This is a genomic window from Pseudomonas fuscovaginae SE-1 (assembly GCF_000364705.1).
GTDB lineage: Bacteria > Pseudomonadota > Gammaproteobacteria > Pseudomonadales > Pseudomonadaceae > Aquipseudomonas > Aquipseudomonas fuscovaginae_A.
Genome location: NZ_AQOH01000263.1, coordinates 1 through 19,113 on the forward strand (window position 1 = coordinate 1; position 19,113 = coordinate 19,113).

14 protein-coding genes are annotated in these 19,113 nt (G+C 64.7%); 5 read left to right on the forward strand and 9 right to left on the reverse strand.

All coding sequences use genetic code 11. The features are described from left to right. The 6 genes from K675_RS0121450 to K675_RS0121475 all read right to left on the reverse strand — a co-directional run. Positions 1–444 (reverse strand): enoyl-CoA hydratase-related protein (locus K675_RS0121450; RefSeq protein WP_017905525.1); only part of this gene is annotated, 444 nt, incomplete at its 3' end. A gap of 211 nt (positions 445–655) precedes the next feature. Further along, a complete protein-coding gene (locus tag K675_RS0121455) occupies positions 656–2,263 on the reverse strand; it encodes a carboxyl transferase domain-containing protein (protein ID WP_017905526.1) in 1,608 nt (535 codons plus the stop codon). A gap of 11 nt (positions 2,264–2,274) precedes the next feature. Further along, entirely contained in the window at positions 2,275–3,438 is a 1,164-nt protein-coding gene (locus K675_RS0121460) for an isovaleryl-CoA dehydrogenase (RefSeq protein WP_017905527.1), read from the reverse strand. Positions 3,439–4,125: 687 nt separating this feature from the next. Beyond that, positions 4,126–5,025: a hydroxymethylglutaryl-CoA lyase gene (locus tag K675_RS0121465; RefSeq protein WP_017905528.1), complete on the reverse strand. Its 900-nt coding sequence runs from the start codon at positions 5,023–5,025 to the stop codon at positions 4,126–4,128. An 82-nt stretch (positions 5,026–5,107) separates the two neighbouring features. Beyond that, positions 5,108–5,491, reverse strand: a complete 384-nt coding sequence (locus tag K675_RS0121470) for a MerR family transcriptional regulator (protein WP_017905529.1) — start codon at positions 5,489–5,491, stop codon at positions 5,108–5,110. A gap of 151 nt (positions 5,492–5,642) precedes the next feature. After that, positions 5,643–6,572 carry a LysR family transcriptional regulator gene (locus K675_RS0121475; RefSeq protein ID WP_017905530.1) on the reverse strand — a complete coding sequence of 310 codons (930 nt, stop codon included), beginning with the start codon at positions 6,570–6,572 and terminating at the stop codon, positions 5,643–5,645. A 152-nt stretch (positions 6,573–6,724) separates the two neighbouring features. On the opposite strand from K675_RS0121475, the gene K675_RS0121480 reads away from it, so the two are divergent. Further along, positions 6,725–7,954, forward strand: a complete 1,230-nt coding sequence (locus K675_RS0121480; RefSeq protein ID WP_017905531.1) for an acyl-CoA dehydrogenase — start codon at positions 6,725–6,727, stop codon at positions 7,952–7,954. A 234-nt stretch (positions 7,955–8,188) separates the two neighbouring features. On the opposite strand, the gene K675_RS0121485 is transcribed toward K675_RS0121480, so the two are convergent. Both K675_RS0121485 and xthA read right to left on the reverse strand, forming a co-directional pair. Then, positions 8,189–9,523, reverse strand: a complete 1,335-nt coding sequence (locus K675_RS0121485) for a substrate-binding domain-containing protein (protein WP_017905532.1) — start codon at positions 9,521–9,523, stop codon at positions 8,189–8,191. Between the two features lie 321 nt (positions 9,524–9,844). After that, on the reverse strand, positions 9,845–10,657 hold the full coding sequence (gene xthA / locus K675_RS0121490) for an exodeoxyribonuclease III (protein WP_017905533.1): 813 nt from the start codon (positions 10,655–10,657) through the stop codon (positions 9,845–9,847). A 192-nt stretch (positions 10,658–10,849) separates the two neighbouring features. Here xthA and K675_RS0121495 point away from each other — a divergent pair, with 192 nt between their 5' ends. From K675_RS0121495 to K675_RS0121505, 3 genes are all read left to right on the forward strand, one after another. Further along, positions 10,850–11,500: a GNAT family N-acetyltransferase gene (locus K675_RS0121495; RefSeq protein ID WP_017905534.1), complete on the forward strand. Its 651-nt coding sequence runs from the start codon at positions 10,850–10,852 to the stop codon at positions 11,498–11,500. 66 nt (positions 11,501–11,566) lie between these two features. Next, a complete protein-coding gene (locus K675_RS0121500; RefSeq protein WP_026145410.1) occupies positions 11,567–13,294 on the forward strand; it encodes an autotransporter assembly complex protein TamA in 1,728 nt (575 codons plus the stop codon). Next, positions 13,291–16,968, forward strand: a complete 3,678-nt coding sequence (locus K675_RS0121505; RefSeq protein ID WP_026145411.1) for a translocation/assembly module TamB domain-containing protein — start codon at positions 13,291–13,293, stop codon at positions 16,966–16,968. The genes K675_RS0121500 and K675_RS0121505 overlap by 4 nt, the downstream gene beginning before the upstream one ends. 171 nt (positions 16,969–17,139) lie before the next feature. On the opposite strand, the gene K675_RS0121510 is transcribed toward K675_RS0121505, so the two are convergent. Continuing rightward, complete coding sequence (locus K675_RS0121510) at positions 17,140–18,138, reverse strand: aldo/keto reductase (RefSeq protein ID WP_017905537.1); 999 nt, start codon at positions 18,136–18,138, stop codon at positions 17,140–17,142. A 124-nt stretch (positions 18,139–18,262) separates the two neighbouring features. Here K675_RS0121510 and K675_RS0121515 point away from each other — a divergent pair. Beyond that, positions 18,263–19,113 (forward strand): LysR family transcriptional regulator (locus K675_RS0121515; RefSeq protein WP_017905538.1); only part of this gene is annotated, 851 nt, incomplete at its 3' end.

The following is a 19,113-nucleotide window of genomic DNA, read 5'->3' on the forward strand; positions in this document are numbered from 1 at the left end:
GATCACCGCCGGGGCCAGGCCGATGCGCACTTCCGACAGGCAGAACTGAGCATCTTCGGCACCGATGGCCATGTCGCAGCAACTGATCAGGCCCAGGGCACCGCCATAGGCCGCGCCCTGCACCACGGCCAGGGTGGGCACCTTCAGCCGGGCCAGGTTGTACATCAGTTCAGCCAGTTCGCGGGCATCGTCAAGGTTGGTGTGGTAGTCCAGTTCGGCCGATTGCTGCATCCAGGCCAGGTCGGCGCCGGCGCTGAAGTGCCGGCCACGGGCACGCAGCAGCAGGAAGCGCAGGGTTGGGTCGGCCTGGACCTGATCCAGCGCGAGGATCAGTTCGCGGATCATCTCGGCGTTGAACGCGTTGTTCTTGCTTTCGCGGCTGAGCCAGAGGGTGGCGAAGCCGCGGGGATCGGTGTGCAGTTCCAGGGTGTTGAAGTCGGTCATGGTGATGGGTCCTGTGCTGCGTGGTTGCTGCCTTGTCTAAGGGGTTGCGGAGGTGAGCTGCCTGGACACGCTCTGTAGGAGCCGGGCTTGCCCGCGAATGGCCCCTTGAGATCGCCAAAGGCTTCGCGGCGGTTCGGCGCCCCGACAAGCCCGGCTCCTGCAAAAGGGGCGCGATGCCGCAAAGGGTGGTGCGGTACCGCCGACATCCCGTCTACATGCGGAACACCCCAAACCGGCTCGGCTCGATCGGTGCATTGAGCGCCGCCGAGAGGGCCAGGCCGAGGATGTCGCGGGTCTGGGCCGGATCGATCACGCCGTCATCCCACAGGCGGGCGCTGGAGTAGTAGGGATGGCCCTGGTGCTCGTACTGGTCGAGAATCGGTTGTCTGATTTCGGCTTCCTGCTGCGCGCTGAAGGCCTGGCCGCTGCGCTCGCTCTGCTCGCGCTTGACCTGCACCAGCACGCCCGCCGCCTGTTCGGCGCCCATCACGCCGATCCGCGCGTTCGGCCACATCCACAGGAAGCGCGGATCGTAGGCCCGCCCGCACATGCCGTAGTTGCCGGCGCCGAAGCTGCCGCCGATGATCACGGTGAACTTCGGCACCTTGGCGCAGGCCACCGCGGTGACCAGCTTGGCGCCGTGCTTGGCGATACCGCCGGCTTCGTACTTCTGGCCGACCATGAAGCCGGTGATGTTCTGCAGGAACAGCAGCGGGATGCCACGCTGGCAGGCCAGTTCGATGAAGTGCGCGCCTTTCTGCGCCGCTTCGGCGAAGAGGATGCCGTTGTTCGCCAGGATCGCCACCGGATAGCCGTGCAGGTGGGCGAAGCCGCAGACCAGGGTGGTGCCGAACAGCGCCTTGAATTCGTCGAGCACCGAACCGTCCACCAGCCGGGCGATCACTTCGCGCACATCGAACGGTTGCTTGGCATCGGCCGGAATCACTCCGTACAGCTCGTCGGCCGGGTAGTTCGGCGCGATCGGCGCGCGTTGCTGCAGTTCGCCGAGCTTGCGCCAGTTGAGGTTGGCGACGCTGCGTCGGGCCAGGGCCAGGGCATGTTCGTCGTTGTCGGCGTAGTGGTCGGCCACCCCGGAGACCTTGCAGTGCACATCGGCGCCGCCGAGCTCCTCGGCACTGACCACCTCACCGGTGGCGGCCTTCACCAGTGGCGGGCCGGCGAGGAAGATGGTCGCCTGCTGGCGGACCATGATGGTTTCGTCGGCCATCGCCGGCACATAGGCGCCACCGGCGGTGCAGGAACCCATCACCACGGCGATCTGCGGGATGCCCTGGGCGCTCATGTTGGCCTGGTTGAAGAAGATCCGTCCGAAGTGCTCGCGGTCCGGGAACACCTCGTCCTGGCGCGGCAGGTTGGCGCCGCCGGAGTCGACCAGGTAGATGCACGGCAGGCGGTTCTGCTGGGCGATGGCCTGGGCGCGCAGGTGTTTTTTCACGGTGAGCGGGTAGTAGGAGCCGCCTTTGACCGTGGCGTCGTTGGCCACGATCATGCACTCGACCCCCTCGACGCGACCGATGCCGGCAATCACCCCGGCGGCCGGGACGTCTTCGCCATACACCTCATGGGCCGCCAGTTGGCTGATTTCCAGGAACGGCGAGCCGGGGTCGAGCAGACGGTTGATCCGTTCGCGGGGCAGCAGTTTTCCCCGCGAGGTGTGCCGCTCCTGGGCCTTGGGCCCGCCACCCTGGCGGATCTGGGCGAGCAGCGTGCGCAGGGCGCCGACCTGTTCGAGCATCGCCGCGCGGTTGCCTGTGAACTCGGCCGAGCGCGGGTTGAGTTGCGTATGCAGGATTGCCATGTGCGCGCCCCTCAGCGGGTTTCGTTGAACAGTTCGCGGCCGATCAGCATCCGGCGGATCTCGCTGGTGCCGGCGCCGATCTCGTAGAGCTTGGCGTCACGCAACAGGCGGCCGGCGGGGAATTCGTTGATGTAGCCGTTGCCGCCGAGAATCTGGATCGCTTCCAGGGCCATCTGGGTCGCGCGTTCGGCGGTGTAGAGGATCACCCCGGCAGCGTCCTTGCGGGCGGTCTCGCCACGTTCGCAGGCGCGGGCCACGGCATACAGGTAGGCGCGGCTGGCGTTGAGCTGGGTGTACATGTCGGCGACCTTGCCCTGGATCAGTTGGAACTCGCCGATGCTCTGGCCGAACTGCTTGCGGTCGTGGATGTAGGGCAGCACCAGGTCCATGCAGGCCTGCATGATCCCGGTCGGGCCGCCGGCCAGTACCACGCGCTCGTAGTCCAGGCCGCTCATCAGTACCTTCACGCCGCCGTTGAGCGTGCCGAGGATGTTTTCCTCGGGCACTTCGACGTCATCGAAGAACAGTTCGCAGGTGTTGGAGCCGCGCATGCCCAGCTTGTCGAACTTGTTGCTGCGGCTGAAGCCTTTCCAGTCGCGCTCGACGATGAACGCGGTGATGCCGTGGGGGCCCTTGTCCAGGTCGGTCTTGGCGTAGATCACGTAGGTGTTGGCATCGGGGCCGTTGGTGATCCAGGTCTTGCTGCCGTTGAGGACGAAACGGTCGCCGCGCTTGTCGGCGCGCAGTTTCATCGACACCACGTCGGAGCCGGCGTTGGGTTCGCTCATGGCCAGGGCGCCGACATGTTCGCCGCTGATCAGTTGGGGCAGGTACTTGCTTTTCTGAGCGTGGTTGCCATTGCGGTTGATCTGGTTGACGCACAGGTTGGAGTGGGCGCCGTAGGAGAGGGCGACCGAAGCCGAGCCACGGCTGATTTCTTCCATGGCCACGACGTGAGCCAGGTAACCGAGACCGGCGCCGCCGTATTCCTCTGCTACGGTGATACCCAGCAGCCCCATTTCGCCGAACTTGCGCCACATGTCGGCCGGGAACAGGTTGTCCGCGTCGATCTGTGCGGCCCGTGGGGCCAGTTCCCGGGCGACGAAGCCCTGCACCTGATCACGAAGCATGTCGAGGGTTTCGCCGAGGTCGAAGTTCAGGGTCGGGTAGCTCATGGGGTCGCCTTTTGTTATGGGAAGTGGGTAAGTCGGGTGTGCGTTTTTGCTTACCTTTACGTTAACGTAAGCCTGATGGCGTTGGCTGTCAATCGGCCAAGGGCGACGAAATGAGCTGGGTTCGCGGGGGAGTGGGGTAGCGCAGGGAAATGGCCGAAATGCAGAAACACGAAGGGGAGCCGAAGCTCCCCTTGAATGCGTTTTGTATGCTCTTTTCTTGTTATTGAGGGGCGGTCTATTGTTGTTTTTGTCAACCGTGGCCCTTTACCGCTGTTTTTGTGCGACCCCCATCCGGGGTCAAGAGCAAACATATTTTTTTGAGCGCTGACCTGCCTTATCAGGAGATCCAACCAGTTCGGGAGCTACCTTGAGGTAGTTTTATTGTTCTCTGCCCGGTTGCGGGTGACCCGGAGGTTCCCTGAAAGCACACCTGCTCCAAAAGAATCTGTTAGCTGCGTCTCTGCCGTGTTGTTCTTGTTATGTCAGAGTCGTTACGTCTTATTTTTATTGGTTTGCTGCTTTTTGTTCTTGTTATGCCAGAGATATAGCAGGTGGCGTGCCAACTTTTTAAAATCCTTTAAAATCAATGGCTTGATGATTTTGTAGGACAATCTTCCGTCGGCGGAATCGCCAAATCTGTTCCCGTGTTACTCGTTTGTGTTTCCAGCCGGTAACACCCTGACACACTCAACCCGCCTGTCGCGCTCGTGCGACCCGCGACCCGGTAGCACGACCGAGCACGCCGCAGATTTCCTGGCCGGCCAGCAGCAGGCGATCGAGGTCGACACCGGTGCTGATACCCAGGCCGTCGAGCATGTAGAGCACGTCTTCGGTGGCAACGTTACCGCTGGCGCCCTTGGCGTAAGGGCAGCCGCCGAGGCCGGCGATCGAGCTGTCGAACACCTGGATGCCTTCGAGCAGGCTGGCATAGACGTTGGCCATGGCCTGGCCGTAGGTATCGTGGAAGTGCCCGGCGAGCTTTTCCCGCGGAACGCTGGCGGACACCACTTCGAACATCCGTCGGGTGGCGCCGGGAGTGCCGGTGCCGATGGTGTCGCCCAGGGACACTTCGTAGCAGCCCATGGCATACAGTTCGCGGGCGACCACGGCGACCTGCTCGGCGGCTACCGTGCCTTCATACGGGCAACCCAGTACGCAGGACACATAGCCACGCACGGTCACGCCGTGCTGGCGGGCGGCGTCCATGATCGGCGTGAAGCGCTCGAGGCTTTCGCGGATGGAGCAGTTGATGTTGCGCTGGGAAAAGGCCTCGGACGCGGCGGCGAACACCGCCACTTCCTTCACCCCGGCCGTCACGGCATCCTCGAAGCCGCGCAGGTTGGGCGCCAGGGCGGCATAGGTCACCCCGGGCTTGCGCTGGATGCCGGCGAAGACTTCGGCGGAACCGGCCATCTGCGGTACCCATTTGGGCGAGACGAAGCTGCCGACCTCGATATAGCCCAGGCCGGCCTCGGTGAGGCGGTCGACCAGGCGTACCTTGTCGGTGACGCTGATGGGCTGGGCTTCGTTCTGCAGGCCGTCGCGGGGGCCGACTTCGACCAGGCGTACGTGGGTGGGTAGGGACATGGGCGGTTACCTTGTTGAATGTGGGGGGCTGCCTTGACTGTCGGGCTCTGCCGCGGTGTTCCTGGTGGGAGGTGGTGTCTGGTCATTCGAGGGTCTGGGCCAGCGCCTGGATGCAGCGCTCCTCGGCGGTGTCGAGTTCCAGTTTCATCTGTTCGATGTCCAGCAGTTGCTGCTCCAGTTGGGCGCGGCGTTCGGCGATTTTCGCCAGCATGCTGTTGAGCTGCTTCTGGTTGCCGCCGGACGGGTCGTACAACTCGATCAGTTCGCGGCACTCGGCGAGGGAGAAGCCGATGCGCTTGCCGCGCAGGATCAATTTCAGGGTCACCTTGTCGCGACCCGAGTAGACACGTTCCAGGCCACGGCGCTCGGGGGCGAGCATGCCCTGTTCCTCATAGAAGCGAATGGCGCGAGTGGTGATGTCGAGCTCGCGGGCGAGGTCGGAGATGCTGTAGGTCTGGCTGCTCATGAGGGCGCTCGGGGAGGGGCATGGGGGATAAACTAAAGGCTGGTTGACGTATACGTCAAGCTGGCGGGCGTGCGGGCAACGGGTGTGTCCTCAGGAGGGTGAGGGGAGCTGCGCTCCCCAGCGCGGGCAAGCCCGCTCGCCACAGGCGCCCTCAGGCCTTGTCGAGTTTCTTCTCGTGTGCGGTGACCTGCTGGCACAGCTCGATGATCTGCTCGCGCATCCAGCGGTTGGCCGGGTCCTGGTCGGTGCTTTCGTGCCAGTAGAGGTGGGTTTCCACCGGCGGCACGTCGTTGACCGGCAGTTGGAAGTAGTGCAGTTCGTGCCGGCGGGCGAAGCGCTCCGGCACGGTCATGACCATGTCGGTCTGCTGCAGCACCTGCGAGGCCATCAGGTAGTGTTGCGAGCGCAGGGCGATCTTGCGCTGGATGCCCATCTTGCCCAGGGCCAGGTCGACGTAGCCCAGACCGTTGCGCCGGCTGGAGATATGGATGTGGGTCAGTCCCAGGTAGTCGTCCAGGGTCAGCCTGTCCTTGCCCGCCTGTGGATGGCCCTTGCGCATGGCACAGACATAGTGGTCCTCCATCAGTCGTACGTGGCGCACCTGCGGGTCGGTGTTGAGCGGCGCGTCGACGGCGAAGTCGATGCGCCCGGCGGCCAGTTCCTTGGTGGTCTCGCGGCGCTTGGACAGGAAACTCTCGATCGCCACGGTCGGCGCCAGGCGGCGCAGGCGCTGGAACAGCGGCGGCAGGATCACCGCCTCGGTGAGATCGGTCATGCTGATGCGGTAGGTCTTGTTCGCCTGCAGCGGGTTGAAAATGCGGCTTTCCTGGACCGAGGTGCGCAGCAGCGACAGCGCGTTGCGCACCGGGCCGATGATGTTCTGCGCCATTGGCGTGGGCACCATGCCCTGGGCGGTGCGCACGAACAGCGGGTCGTTGAAGGTTTCCCGCAGGCGCGCCAGGGCGTTGGATACCGCCGGCTGGGTGATGCCGACGATCTGCCCGGCGCGGGTCAGGTTGGCTTCGGTGTAGATGGCGTCGAAGACGATGAAAAGATTGAGGTCGACCTTGCTCAGATTCATTTCGCGGCGCTCTTATTGTCAGTATTCGATCAGCCGATCATATATCGGTGATGAATGTTAATACACGCCGAGAATAGCTTTGGTAAATTTTCGTAGCCAGTACTAGCATCGATCCCATGTCTCCAACCACCTGTTCAAGAAGGTAGCTGCCCATGGATTTCGCCTATTCGCCCAAGGTCCAGGAACTGCGTGAGCGTGTCACCGCGTTCATGGACACCTATGTCTATCCGGCCGAACCGGTGTTCGAGCGGCAGGTCGCCGAGGGCGATCGCTGGCAGCCCACCGCGATCATGGAGGAACTCAAGGCCCGTGCTCGCGCCGAAGGCCTGTGGAACCTGTTCCTGCCGGAGTCGGAACTGGGGGCGGGGCTGACCAACCTGGAATACGCACCGCTGGCGGAAATCATGGGGCGTTCGCTGCTGGGCCCGGAACCGTTCAACTGCTCGGCACCGGACACCGGCAACATGGAAGTGCTGGTGCGCTACGCCAATGAAGAGCAGAAGCAGCGCTGGCTGGAACCGCTGCTGCGTGGCGAGATCCGCTCGGCGTTCGCCATGACCGAGCCGGACGTGGCGTCGTCGGATGCCACCAACATGGCGGCCCGCGCCGTGCGCGATGGCGACGAGTGGGTGATCAACGGCAAGAAGTGGTGGACCTCGGGTGCCTGCGATCCGCGCTGCAAGATTCTCATTTTCATGGGCCTGAGCAACCCGGATGCGCCGCGTCACCAGCAGCATTCGATGATCCTGGTACCGGTCGACACGCCCGGTGTGAAGATTCTGCGCCCGCTGCCGGTGTTCGGTTACGACGATGCGCCACATGGTCACGCCGAGGTGCTGTTCGAGAATGTGCGGGTGCCCTACGAGAACGTGCTGCTGGGCGAGGGCCGTGGTTTCGAGATCGCCCAGGGACGTCTGGGCCCTGGGCGGATTCACCACTGCATGCGTTCGATCGGCATGGCCGAGCGGGCGCTGGAGTTGATGTGCAAGCGTTCGGTCAACCGCACCGCGTTCGGCAAGCCGCTGGCACGCCTGGGTGGCAACATCGACAAGATCGCCGACTCGCGGATGGAAATCGACATGGCCCGTCTGCTCACCCTGAAGGCGGCGTACATGATGGATACCGTGGGCAACAAGGTGGCCAAGAGCGAGATCGCCCAGATCAAGGTGGTGGCGCCGAACGTGGCCCTGAAGGTCATCGACCGGGCGATCCAGATCCATGGCGGGGCGGGGGTGTCCAACGATTTCCCGCTGGCCTACATGTACGCGATGCAACGCACCCTGCGCCTGGCCGATGGGCCGGACGAGGTGCACCGGGCGGCGATCGGCAAGTACGAGATCGGCAAGTATGTGCCGCGGGAGATGCTGCGCTCGCCGCGTTGATTGAGTGAACCCTTGTGGCGAGCTCTCCTTCCTGAGTGGGCCCGCTGGCGAACGGCTTTTGTGGCGAGCGGGCTTGCCCGCGCTGGGGTGCGCAGCAGCCCTGAAACCTGAGTCCGCGGTGTACCAGGCAGATTGATGCTGCCGGGTTCGGGGCCGTTTCGCTGCCCGGCGCGGCGGTGCGGCGTCCCGACAAGCCCGCTCGCCACAAATGTCGGCCGGACGGGAGCCCGTCGATCAGTAAACCCACACCTCGACCCGACGGTTCTTGATCCGGCCCTCATCGGCGGTATTGGCCGCCACCGGCATCTGCTCGCCGAAGCCGAGGATGTCGCGAAATACCACGCCACCCTTGAGCAACTCCCGGCGTACCGCCATGGCCCGCAGCCGGGACAGCAACCGGGCTCGTTCCGGGTCGCTCTTGGCATCACCGAATCCCACCAGTGTGACCCGGTCGTTCAGCTTGCCACGGTCACGCAGGTAGTCGAGCACCCGCTGCAGATCCTGGCGGGCCTTGTTGTCCAGACTGGCGCTGCCTTCCTCGAAACGGAAATTCACCGACAGGCGCTGGGCCTGCCTGGCGAGCGCCTGGTAATCGCCCGGCATCTGCGCACTGGCCTGCACCGGCATCGCCTGCACCGTCTGGGCGATGAAACCGTTGCTGGCGACGATCGCCTGGCCGGCCCGGCTCTGGGCGAATTGCACCAGTGACCGGGCCCACGGATTGCCGCCGTTTGGCGGCAGGTAGAAGAACAGCCGGCGTGACAGCGGATAATCCTCGGTGGCGATCAGGCTGGCGAGCGGCAGCATCGGTTGCGAGTCGCCATCGACGATCGCCACGGCCCTGGCCTGGCGTACGTAGGGCAGACCGATGAAACCGATGCCGGCCCGGTCCTGGCTCACGGCATCCGACAACTGCTCGCTGGACTCGAAGCGCTTGGCCACGTGGCCCAGCGTCTTGCCGTGTCGCGCCAGGACCAGCTCGCGGAAGGTGTCCCAGGTGCCGGACTGGTCATCACGGGCGTACAGGTGGATCGCTCCGCCGGTGCCGCCGAGTTCCTCCCAGGTTTTCACTTCGCCGGCGAAGATTCGCGCCAGGGTGCCGGTGTCGAGCTGCGCCAGCGGGTTGTGCGGATGCAGGATGATCGCCACGCCATCGATGGCGATCACCTGTTCGGCTTCGGGACTTTTCAGGTCGCCGAGGTTTTCCAGGGTCTGGCGTTCGCTGTCCTTGATGGGACGGGAAGCGGCGGCCAGGTCGGCGGTACCGGCCTTGAGGGCGGCAAAACCGGTGCTGGAGCCATGGGCGGCGACTTCCACCCGGACCCGTCGCCCCTGCGCGGTCGTTGCCAGGACCCGCTGTTCGTTGTCCTTGCCGGTGGCGGCGTCATGTACGCCGTGCAGGCCCTGTTCGACCAGCCAGCCCCTGACCAGCGCCGGTCCGAGCGTGGCACCGATGGTATTGGAACCCTGGATGCGCAACACCAGGCCATCGTCGGGTGGCGCGGGGAGGTTGGCCTGGGCCATGCAAGGCAGGGCGCAGAGAAGCAGCAGGTAGAGCGCGCGCGGCATGGGGCGGCACCTTGTGGAAACAGGAGTGCTGCAAGAATGAGTCAGTTAGATTGCAGAAAGATGACGATGCGCCCGAAGGGATTCTGGTGGCAGCCGGCTTGCTGGCGATAGCGTCCCGACAGTCGACACCATGATCGATTGAACCGGCGCCATCGCCAGCAAGCGGAGCGCCGCCCGGCCGCCTCCCACAGTGACGGCGCCTGGCCCGTACCGTGGGGGAGCAGGACTCACCGAAGCGTCGGATCGCCGTGAATAGGCCATCAAGTCTTGCCCCAAACCATGGAATCCCCCACAGGGGCGGGCAGGTTGTTAATGCGTGAATCAGCTCAGTTCCAGCCAGATCGGCGCATGATCGGATGGCTTTTCCATCCCGCGCAGCTCATAGTCGACCCCACCGGCCTTGACCCGTGGCAGCAGGCCGTTGGAAGTCATGATCACGTCGATGCGCAGCCCGCGCTTGGGCTCGTCCTCGAAGCCGCGGCTGCGGTAGTCGAACCAGCTGAAACGGTCGTTCGCCTCGGGGTGCAAGTGGCGGAAGCTGTCCACCAGCCCCCAGCTCTTCAGGCGCCCCAGCCATTCGCGCTCCTCCGGCAGGAAGCTGCACTTGCCGGTTTTCAGCCAGCGCTTGGCGTTGTCGGCGCCGATGCCGATGTCGCTGTCCTCGGGGGAGATGTTGATGTCACCCATCACCACCAGTGGCGTGTCGTTGCTGAAGCGGCTCTCCAGCAGTTGTTGCAGGTCCTGGTAGAACTTGGCCTTGGCCGGGAACTTGGTCGGGTGGTCGCGGCTTTCGCCCTGGGGGAAGTAGCCGTTCATGATGGTCAGCGGGTTGCCGTTCCCGTCGGCAAAGGTGCCCCAGATAAAGCGTCGCTGGGCTTCCTCGTCGTCGCTGTCGAAGCCCTTGTGCAGGCTCAGGGGCGCCTGGCGCGAGAGCAGGGCGACGCCGTAATGACCCTTCTGCCCGTGGAAGCTGACGTGGTAGCCGAGGGCCTCGATTTCCGCCTGGGGAAACTGGTCGTCGCAGACCTTGGTTTCCTGCAGGCCGATCACGTCCGGCTGGTATTTTTCGATCAGCGCCGCCAGCTGATGGGGTCGGGCGCGCAGGCCGTTGATGTTGAACGAGACGATCTTCATGGGCGGCAGTCCTGGCAAAACAGCGATGCTAGCCGACAAGTCGGATCCGGGCCAGCGTGGCGATAGGGCAAATGCGCTGCTAACGTTTCTGACAGACGTCGGCCGAGTCATCGATTTGAACTGTCAGACGGCGCCGGGGTTCGTAAAAGACAGCAGACCCTGCCCACGCAGCGTCCAGGGAGAGCGCCCGAAATGCCCGACACTCCAGAAACCACTGCCTCCATTCATCTGCTCGACGGCGGCTACTCGCGCGAAGCCCGCTCCCTGCTGTACCACGCCTATCGCCACGAGCCGACCTTCGGCTATCTGTTCGAGTCCGAGCGTGCCGGTTACGAGCAGCGCGTGCGGGCCACCGTGCGGGAGTTGGTCAAGCAGCACTTCTTCCAGGAGTTGCCGGCCATTGGCCTGTTGGTCAACGACCGGTTGATCGGTGTCGCCCTGATCGCGCCGCCTCTGCGCCGACTGGGCATTACCGAGAGTTGGGCCTGGCGCATGCGCATGCTGCTCAGTACCGGTTTCAAGTGCACCCGGCGTTACCTGGACTATCATCAGGCGGTACTGGCCTGCCTCCCGTCGACGACAGTGCATGTACTGCCGCTGCTGGGAATTCATCCGCAATTCCAGGGCCAGCACTACGGTGAACAACTGTTGACGGCAGTGCACAACTGGTGCGCCGAGGACGAGCATTCCCAGGGGGTGGTCCTCGATACGGGCAACCCGCGTTACCTGGAGTTCTACAAGCGCCAGGGTTATGAGGAAATTGGCGAGGTCGCTGTAGGACCTGTACTTGAACACGTGTTTTATCACGCCAACCCGCAGGTGTTACAAACAGCAACGGCTTGAGTGTCGAACTTTTAAACGCTGTCGGGGTTCTATGACGGTCCCCAGCCCGTGGTAGCATCCGCGCCTATGACGTTTTCAGGAAGAGTTATCAGCGGCCTGCTCCTGCTTGTCTACAGCATGGCGGCGCTGGCACAGAGTGAACTCGCTGTTCGGGTCAAACCGGCCAACGATGAGTTGAAGTCCAATGTGGAAGGCTATATCGGCAGCCTCGGTGATCGTGGCGAGCGTGCGCTCGAGCGCTTCAGCCGGGGGGCCGAGGAGCAGGCGAGGAAGGCGGCCCAGGCGCTGGGCTACTACCAGCCGCGCATAGACAGCGAGGTCGAGGGCGGCAAGACGCCGCGCCTGATCCTCAATATCGACCCCGGCGAGCCGGTGCACCTGCGCAACGTTACGCTGCGGATCGACGGGCCCGCCGCCAGCCTCAAGGCTTTCCGTGTTCCCAGGAGCGATGCGCTGCGTCCTGGCGCCGTGCTCAACCATGGTCATTACGAGGACGCCAAGCGGCTGATCCAGAACCAGGCCTCGCGCTACGGGTTCTTCAGCGGGCGTTTCACTTCACAGAAACTGCTGGTCGACCCACAGGCCGGTGTCGCCGATATCGAGCTGGTCTACGACAGCGGCCCGCGTTATACCCTGGGCAAGGTGCAGTTCTCCGGCGACACGCCGTTCGACGAGGACCTGCTGCAACGCATGGTGCCGTTCAAGCCGGGTGCCCCATACGACTCCGAACTGATCGCCGAACTCAACCAGGCGCTGCAATCGAGCGGCTACTTCGAGGGGGTGCGGGTCGACGCCGTGCCGACCGCCGCCACCGCCCAGGTGATTCCGGTGGATGTCCAGTTGGACACCCGCAAGCCGCGCACCCTGGGCCTGGGTCTTGGGTTCTCGACCGACGTCGGGCCGCGCGGCAAGGCCAGCTGGACCCGACATTGGGTCAACGGTGAGGGCGACAGCTACGGTATCGAAAGCGAAATCTCCGCGCCGCGGCAGAACATCGGCGTGTGGTACGACCATCCGCTGGACCCGCCGCTGACCGACAAGCTGCGCTGGGCGGCCGGCTATCAATATGAAGAGCTGGCCAACACCGACAGCCTGAGCAAGCTGCTCACCGTCGGCCCCGAATGGCACAGCAAGCTGCCCAATGGCTGGCAGCGGGTCATTTCGCTGAAATGGCAGCGCGAGGAATATCGCCTGGGTGACGACTCCGGTCTCAGTACCCTGCTGATGCCCGGCGTCAGCTACTCGTACCTGCGCAGCGACAACCGTATCGATCCGCACAACGGCTACCGCCTGCAGTTCGACGCCAAGGTCGCCAAGGAAGGACTGGGTTCGGATAACAACCTGTTGTACGGCACCGCCTTGCTCAAGGGCCTGACCACGGTCTGGGACAGACACCGTTTTCTCGGTCGAGTGCAGTTCGGTGGCAGCGCCACCAACGGCTACAAGTCGGTACCGCCATCGTTGCGTTTCTTCGCCGGTGGCGACCAGAGCGTACGTGGCTACGAGTACCAGACCCTGTCCCCGGAGAACGCCGAGGGCGATCGGATCGGTGGCCGCTACATGGTCGCCGGCAGCCTCGAGTACCAGTACTCCATTGCCGACAAGTGGCGGGTCGCGACCTTCGTCGATCAGGGCAACTCGTTCAATACCCTGGACTTTCCCAGCCTGAAGACCGGTGTCGGCATCGGCGTGCGCTGGGTTTCGCCGGTCGGGCCGATCCGTCTCGACCTGGCCCATGCCCTGGATGATCCGGGCGGTATTCGTTTGCACTTTTCCATGGGGCCTGAGTTGTGACGCGTGGTTTGAAAATCCTTGGCCTGGTGCTGGTTGCCCTGGTGCTGCTGGTGGTAGTGAGCGTGGCGATGCTGCTCGGAACCCAGGGCGGCAGTCGTTGGCTGCTGGCGCAGGTGCCAGGCCTGACCGTGGATCATTTCCAGGGCCGCCTGGGCGGGCAGTGGAGTGCCGACCAGTTGCGCTGGGAGCAGGATGGCAGCCGGATCGAACTGAGCCAGCCGCGCTTCGACTGGTCGCTGCCGTGCCTGGCCCGCTTGAGCCTGTGCATCGATCAACTGGATGTCGAGCGGATCGAACTGCACTTTCCGTCGAGCGAAGCGGCGACCGACAGCGGACCACTGAGTCTGCCGGATCTGAAACTGCCGCTGAGCATCCGCCTCGGCCAGCTGCGGATCGGCAGCCTGCTGCTCGATGGCAGCGAGCAGTTTCGCGAGCTGCAACTGGCAGCCCACTGGACCGCTGCCGGGCTGCAGATCGATACCCTGCATGTGCGTCGTGACGCGCTGAACCTGGAACTGTCCGGCCTGTTGCAGCCGGTGGCCCAGTGGCCGCTGGCCTTGCAGGGCCGCCTGGTGTTGCCGGCCCCCGGCAATGCACCCTGGTCGCTGGCCCTGGATATCCAGGGCGACCTGCTCAAGACACTGAACCTCAAGGCCGACAGCAGCGGCTATCTGCAGGGGCAACTGAGCGGGCGGTTGCAGGCCCTGGCGGACAACCTGCCGGCCCAGGTCAGGATCACTGCCGACGGTTTCAAGGCCAGCACCGACCTGCCGGATACCTTGCAACTCAACCAGCTGGAACTGACCGGCAAGGGCGACCTGAAGAATGGTTATCAGTTGCAGGGCAAGGCCAGCCTGCCGGCCGAGCAGGGGGCCGTCGGCCTGCTGCTCAACGGTCGGGTCGATGCCAAGGGCGCGCAGATCGCCGCGCTGGAGCTGGATGCCGGCCGCGACCAGCACCTGAAGGTCAGTGGTCAACTGGACTGGCAGAAGGGTTTCAGCGTCGACGGCAATGTCGACTGGCTGGATTTCCCCTGGCACCGCCTGTATCCGCTGATCGATGAGCCGGCGGTCAAGGCGCGGACCTTCGTCGGTGAAGTGCACTACACCGACGGCAATTACCTGGGCAACTTCAAGGCCGACCTCGACGGCCCGGCCGGGCATTTCAGCCTGCTCAGCCCCTTCAGCGGCGACCTGCAGCAGATTGCCCTGCCGCAGCTCGAATTGACCGCCGGGCAGGGCAGGGCCACGGGCTCGCTCAAGTTGCAGTTTGCCGATGGGGTGGCCTGGGACACCGCCTTGGACCTCAGCGCGCTCAACCCCGCCTATTGGGTGGCGGAGTTGCCCGGCACCCTGGCCGGGCCGTTGCGCAGCAAGGGAGAGCTGCGCAACGACAAGCTCGACCTGAGCGCCGATATCGACCTCAAGGGCAAGCTGCGCGGGCAACCGGCCGTGCTGCAGGCCAAGGCCGCTGGCAGCGGCGAACAGTGGACGCTCGGTGCGCTGGAGATTCGCCTGGGCGACAACCGCATCACCGGCAGCGGACGCCTGCAGCAGCAACTGGCCGGCCAGCTCGACTTGAACCTGCCACGCCTGGGGCAGCTCTGGCCGCAGTTGCGGGGTCAGCTCAAGGGGCGCGTCGACGTCGCCGGCAGCCTCAAGGCGCCACAGGGCAAGGCCAGCCTGCAGGGCCAGCAACTGGCATTCGCCGACAATCGCCTGCAGGGCCTGAGCCTCGAGGCCAGCCTCGACAAGGCTCAGCGTGCCCGCCTGGAGCTCAAGGGCAACGCGATCCAGGTCGGCGAAACCGATCTGGGCAACCTCTTGGTCAATGGTGACGGCGACCTCAAGCGCCAGCAGGTCAAACTGGACTTGCAGGGCCCGCTGTTGAAGCTGGCCCTGGCGGCCGACGGCACCCTGGACCGGGGCAATTGGCGCGGTCGCCTGGCCTCGGGCGACATTCGTACCGGCGGGCAGGATTGGCGGCTGCAGGCCCCGGCGAAGCTCGAGCGCCTGGCCGATGGCCGCTTGACGTTCGGCGCCCACTGCTGGGCCTCCGGTGACGCCAGCCTGTGTGGCGAGGATCAGCGACTGGCGCCTGAGCCCAGATTGCGCATGCACCTCAAGCAGTTCCCACTGGAAAGCCTGGCGCAGTGGATGCCACGCGACTTCGCCTGGCAGGGCCGGCTCAACGCCGATCTGCAACTGGACCTGCCGGCCAGCGGCCCGAAAGGCCGGATCATGGTCGACGCCAGTGGCGGCACCCTGCGTGTTCGCGAGAAGCGCCGCCAGTGGCTGGATTTCCCCTATGAAACCCTCCGCCTGACCAGTGAGCTGACCCCCCGGCGGGTCGATACCAGCCTGGACTTTCGCGGTGGCAAGCTGGGCGAACTGATGCTCCAGGCGCAGATCAATCCGCTGGCGAAGAACAAGCCGCTGAGCGGCGACTTCCGTCTCAGTGGTCTCGACCTGGCGGTGATCCGGCCGTTCGTGCCGATGGTCGAGAAGCTCGCGGGGCGCCTGGATGGCAGCGGGCGCCTGTCGGGCGGGCTGCTGGCGCCGCAGGTCAACGGCAACCTGATGCTCAGCGATGGCACGGTGTCGGGGCCGGAGTTGCCGACCACCATCAGCGACCTGCGGGTCCAGGCGCAGATCGCCGGGGAGAATGTCCAGCTCAACGGCAACTGGAAGGGCGGTGAGTCGGGGCAGGGCAGCTTGAGTGGGCATATCGGTTGGGCCGAAGCCCTGGCCGTGGACATCGCGCTCAAGGGCGAGCAGTTGCCGGTGAACGTCGAGCCCTACGCGGCGTTGCAGGTGGCCCCTGACCTGCACATCACGATGCATGGCGACAAGCTGGCGATCGCCGGCAAGGTGCTGGTACCCAAGGGTGAGATCACCGTGCGCGAGTTGCCGCCGTCGACGGTGAAGGTCTCCGATGACACGGTGATCGTCGGGCACCAGACCGAAGAGGGCAAGCCACCGCTGGCCATCGCCATAGATATCGATGTCATCGTGGGGCAGGACAGGCTCAGCTTCAGTGGCTTCGGCCTGACCGCGACCCTGCAGGGGCAGGTGCACATCGGTGACAACCTCGACACCCGTGGCGAGCTGCGTTTGAATGACGGGCGTTACCGCGCCTACGGCCAGCGCCTGAGTATCCGCCGTGCGCGCCTGCTGTTCGCCGGGCCGGTCGACCAACCCTATCTGGATATCGAGGCGATTCGCCAGACCGGTGATGTGATCGCTGGCATCCGCCTGAGCGGCAGCGCCGAGCAGCCAACCACGCAGATCTTCTCGGAACCGGCGATGAGCCAGGAGCAGGCGCTGTCCTACCTGGTGCTGGGGCGTCCGTTGAGCACCACCGGAGAAGACAACAACATGCTGGCCCAGGCGGCGCTGGGGCTGGGGTTGATGGGCAGTTCGTCGGTGACCTCGGACCTGGCGAACAAACTTGGCGTCAAGGATTTCGAGCTGGATACCCAGGGCAGCGGCACCAAGACCGCGGTGGTCGCCAGCGGCAAGATCACCGAGAAACTGAGCCTGCGCTACGGGGTCGGGGTGTTCGAGCCGGCCAACACCATCGCCTTGCGCTACCTGTTGACCAAGCGGGTGTACCTGGAGGCGGCGAGTGGCGTGGCCAGTTCGCTGGATATCTTCTACAAGCGCGACTTCTGAGGTGATGTTGTCGCAGCCCTGTGGCGAGCGGGCTTGCCCGCGCTCGGCTGCAGGGCAGCCGCAAACCCGACGACTCGGTGTGCCAGTCATCCTCGGGGGCAGGTCGTGGGGCCGCCTGGCGGCCCGCGCGGGCAAGCCCGCTCGCCACACAGGGTCGCGGCTGCCTGGGATTCAGCGATTGAGCCCCAGCATCACCGCCGGCGCATAACGACTGCCGGCCGCCGCGTCCAGCGGGAACACCTCGTCCAGCGCCTGCAGTTCGGTCACGCTCAATTGAACCTGCAGGGCGCCGACGTTCTCCTCCAGGTACTTGCGCTGGCGGGTGCCGGGAATCGGGATCAGGTCATCACCCTGAGCCAGCACCCAGGCCAGGGCCAACTGCCCGGTGCTGACGCCTTTCTCCGCCGCCAGCGCCTGGACCTGCGCCACCAGTTGCAGGTTCCTGGCGAAGTTCTCGCCCTGGAACCGTGGGTTGGTGCGGCGGAAGTCATCGGCGGCAAAGTCCTCCGGGGTTTTCAGCGCGCCGGTTAGGAAGCCGCGGCCCAGCGGGCTGTAGGGGACGAATGCGACGCCCAGGCGCTGGCAGGCCTGCAGGCAACCGTTGTGTTCCGGGTCGCGGCTCCACAACGAGTATTCGCTTTGCAGGGCGCTGATCGGATGAACCTTGTGTGCCCGCTCCAGGGTACTCGCCGAGGCTTCGCTCAGGCCCAGGTAGCGGACCTTGCCGGCCTTGACCAGCTCGGCCATGGCGCCAACGGTCTCCTCGATCGCCACGTCCGGATCGACGCGGTGCTGGTAGTACAGGTCGAGGGTTTCGATGCCCAGGCGCTTCAACGTGCCGTCGATGGAACTGCGCACGTAGTCCGGCCGCCCGTTGACCCCGCGCAACGCCGGATTGGCCGGGTCGCGCAGGATGCCGAACTTGCTCGCCAGGAACACTTGGTCGCGCTTGCCGGCGATCGCCTGGCCGATCAGTTCCTCGTTGCGATAAGGGCCGTAGATGTCGGCGGTATCGAGCAGGGTCACACCCAGTTCGAGGGCGCGGTGCAGGGTGGCGATGGCCTCGCCGGTGTCGTGGCTGCCACTGGTGTAGAAGTCGCTCATGCCCATGCAGCCCAGGCCGATCGCGGATACCTGCGGGCCGTTTTTTCCCAGTTGACGCGTTTGCATCGCGGACACTCCGGTGATGTGAAGAGGGCTCCATTGTGTTCGTCGATAAAAAGCCGATAAAGCGGTTTGAGTTACTATCACTATTAGTATTTTCTAAACAATCCATGCAACGAACGGATAGCCAATGGACCGTTTCAACGCCATGCGCGTGTTCACCCGGATCGTCGAGCTGGGCGGTTTTGCCAAGGCGGCGGACAGCCTGCAACTGCCGCGGGCCTCGGTGACCATCCTGGTCAAACAACTGGAAGCGCACCTGGGCGTGCAGTTGCTGCACCGCACCACCCGCCAGGTCAGCACCACCCTCGATGGCGAGGCCTACTACCAGCGTTGCGTGCAACTGCTGGCGGATCTCGAGGAGACCGAGGCGGTGTTCCGCGCGTCACGCCTGAATCCCCGTGGCACGCTGCGGGTCGACATGCCGGCGGCCATCGGCCGGCTGATCGTGATCCCGGCGTTGCCGGAGTTCACCGAGCGTTACCCGCTGATCGAGCTGGAGATCGGCTTGAGCGACCGCCCCGTGGACCTGATCCGCGATGGTGTCGATTGTGTGCTGCGCGGTGGCGCGGTGCTGGATGAGTCCCTGGTGGCACGGCCGCTGGCGACCATCGAGCAACTGATCTGTGCCAGCCCGGCCTATCTGCGCGAGCAGGGCGTGCCGCAGTCGCTGGAGGCGTTGTCCGGGCATCGGATGGTCGAGTATTTTTCCAGCGTCAGCGGCAGGCGCTTTGGCCTGGAGTTTCTCCGGGAAGGACAGGTGGAGGAGCTGCATCTGCCCAGGCACATTTCGGTGAGCAGTGCCGATGGTTACCTGGCGGCGTGTGAGGCCGGGTTCGGCCTGGTGCAGATTCCCTACTACCACGTGATCGAGCAACTGCGTGACGGGCGTCTTTGCGAAGTGTTGCCGGGAGCGCCACAACCCGGCTTGCCGTTGGCAGCGCTGTACCCGCCGCATCGGCAACTGTCACGGCGGGGGGG

Coding starts and splice junctions, on each gene's coding strand:
- K675_RS0121460 (WP_017905527.1), bottom strand. CDS start 3,438: ATGAGCTACCCGACCCTGAACTTCGACCTCGGCGAAACCCTCGACATG.
- K675_RS0121510 (WP_017905537.1), bottom strand. CDS start 18,138: ATGCAAACGCGTCAACTGGGAAAAAACGGCCCGCAGGTATCCGCGATC.
- K675_RS0121455 (WP_017905526.1), bottom strand. CDS start 2,263: ATGGCAATCCTGCATACGCAACTCAACCCGCGCTCGGCCGAGTTCACA.
- K675_RS0121500 (WP_026145410.1), top strand. CDS start 11,567: ATGACGTTTTCAGGAAGAGTTATCAGCGGCCTGCTCCTGCTTGTCTAC.
- K675_RS0121465 (WP_017905528.1), bottom strand. CDS start 5,025: ATGTCCCTACCCACCCACGTACGCCTGGTCGAAGTCGGCCCCCGCGAC.
- K675_RS0121495 (WP_017905534.1), top strand. CDS start 10,850: ATGCCCGACACTCCAGAAACCACTGCCTCCATTCATCTGCTCGACGGC.
- K675_RS0121485 (WP_017905532.1), bottom strand. CDS start 9,523: ATGCCGCGCGCGCTCTACCTGCTGCTTCTCTGCGCCCTGCCTTGCATG.
- xthA (WP_017905533.1), bottom strand. CDS start 10,657: ATGAAGATCGTCTCGTTCAACATCAACGGCCTGCGCGCCCGACCCCAT.
- K675_RS0121470 (WP_017905529.1), bottom strand. CDS start 5,491: ATGAGCAGCCAGACCTACAGCATCTCCGACCTCGCCCGCGAGCTCGAC.
- K675_RS0121480 (WP_017905531.1), top strand. CDS start 6,725: ATGGATTTCGCCTATTCGCCCAAGGTCCAGGAACTGCGTGAGCGTGTC.
- K675_RS0121475 (WP_017905530.1), bottom strand. CDS start 6,572: ATGAATCTGAGCAAGGTCGACCTCAATCTTTTCATCGTCTTCGACGCC.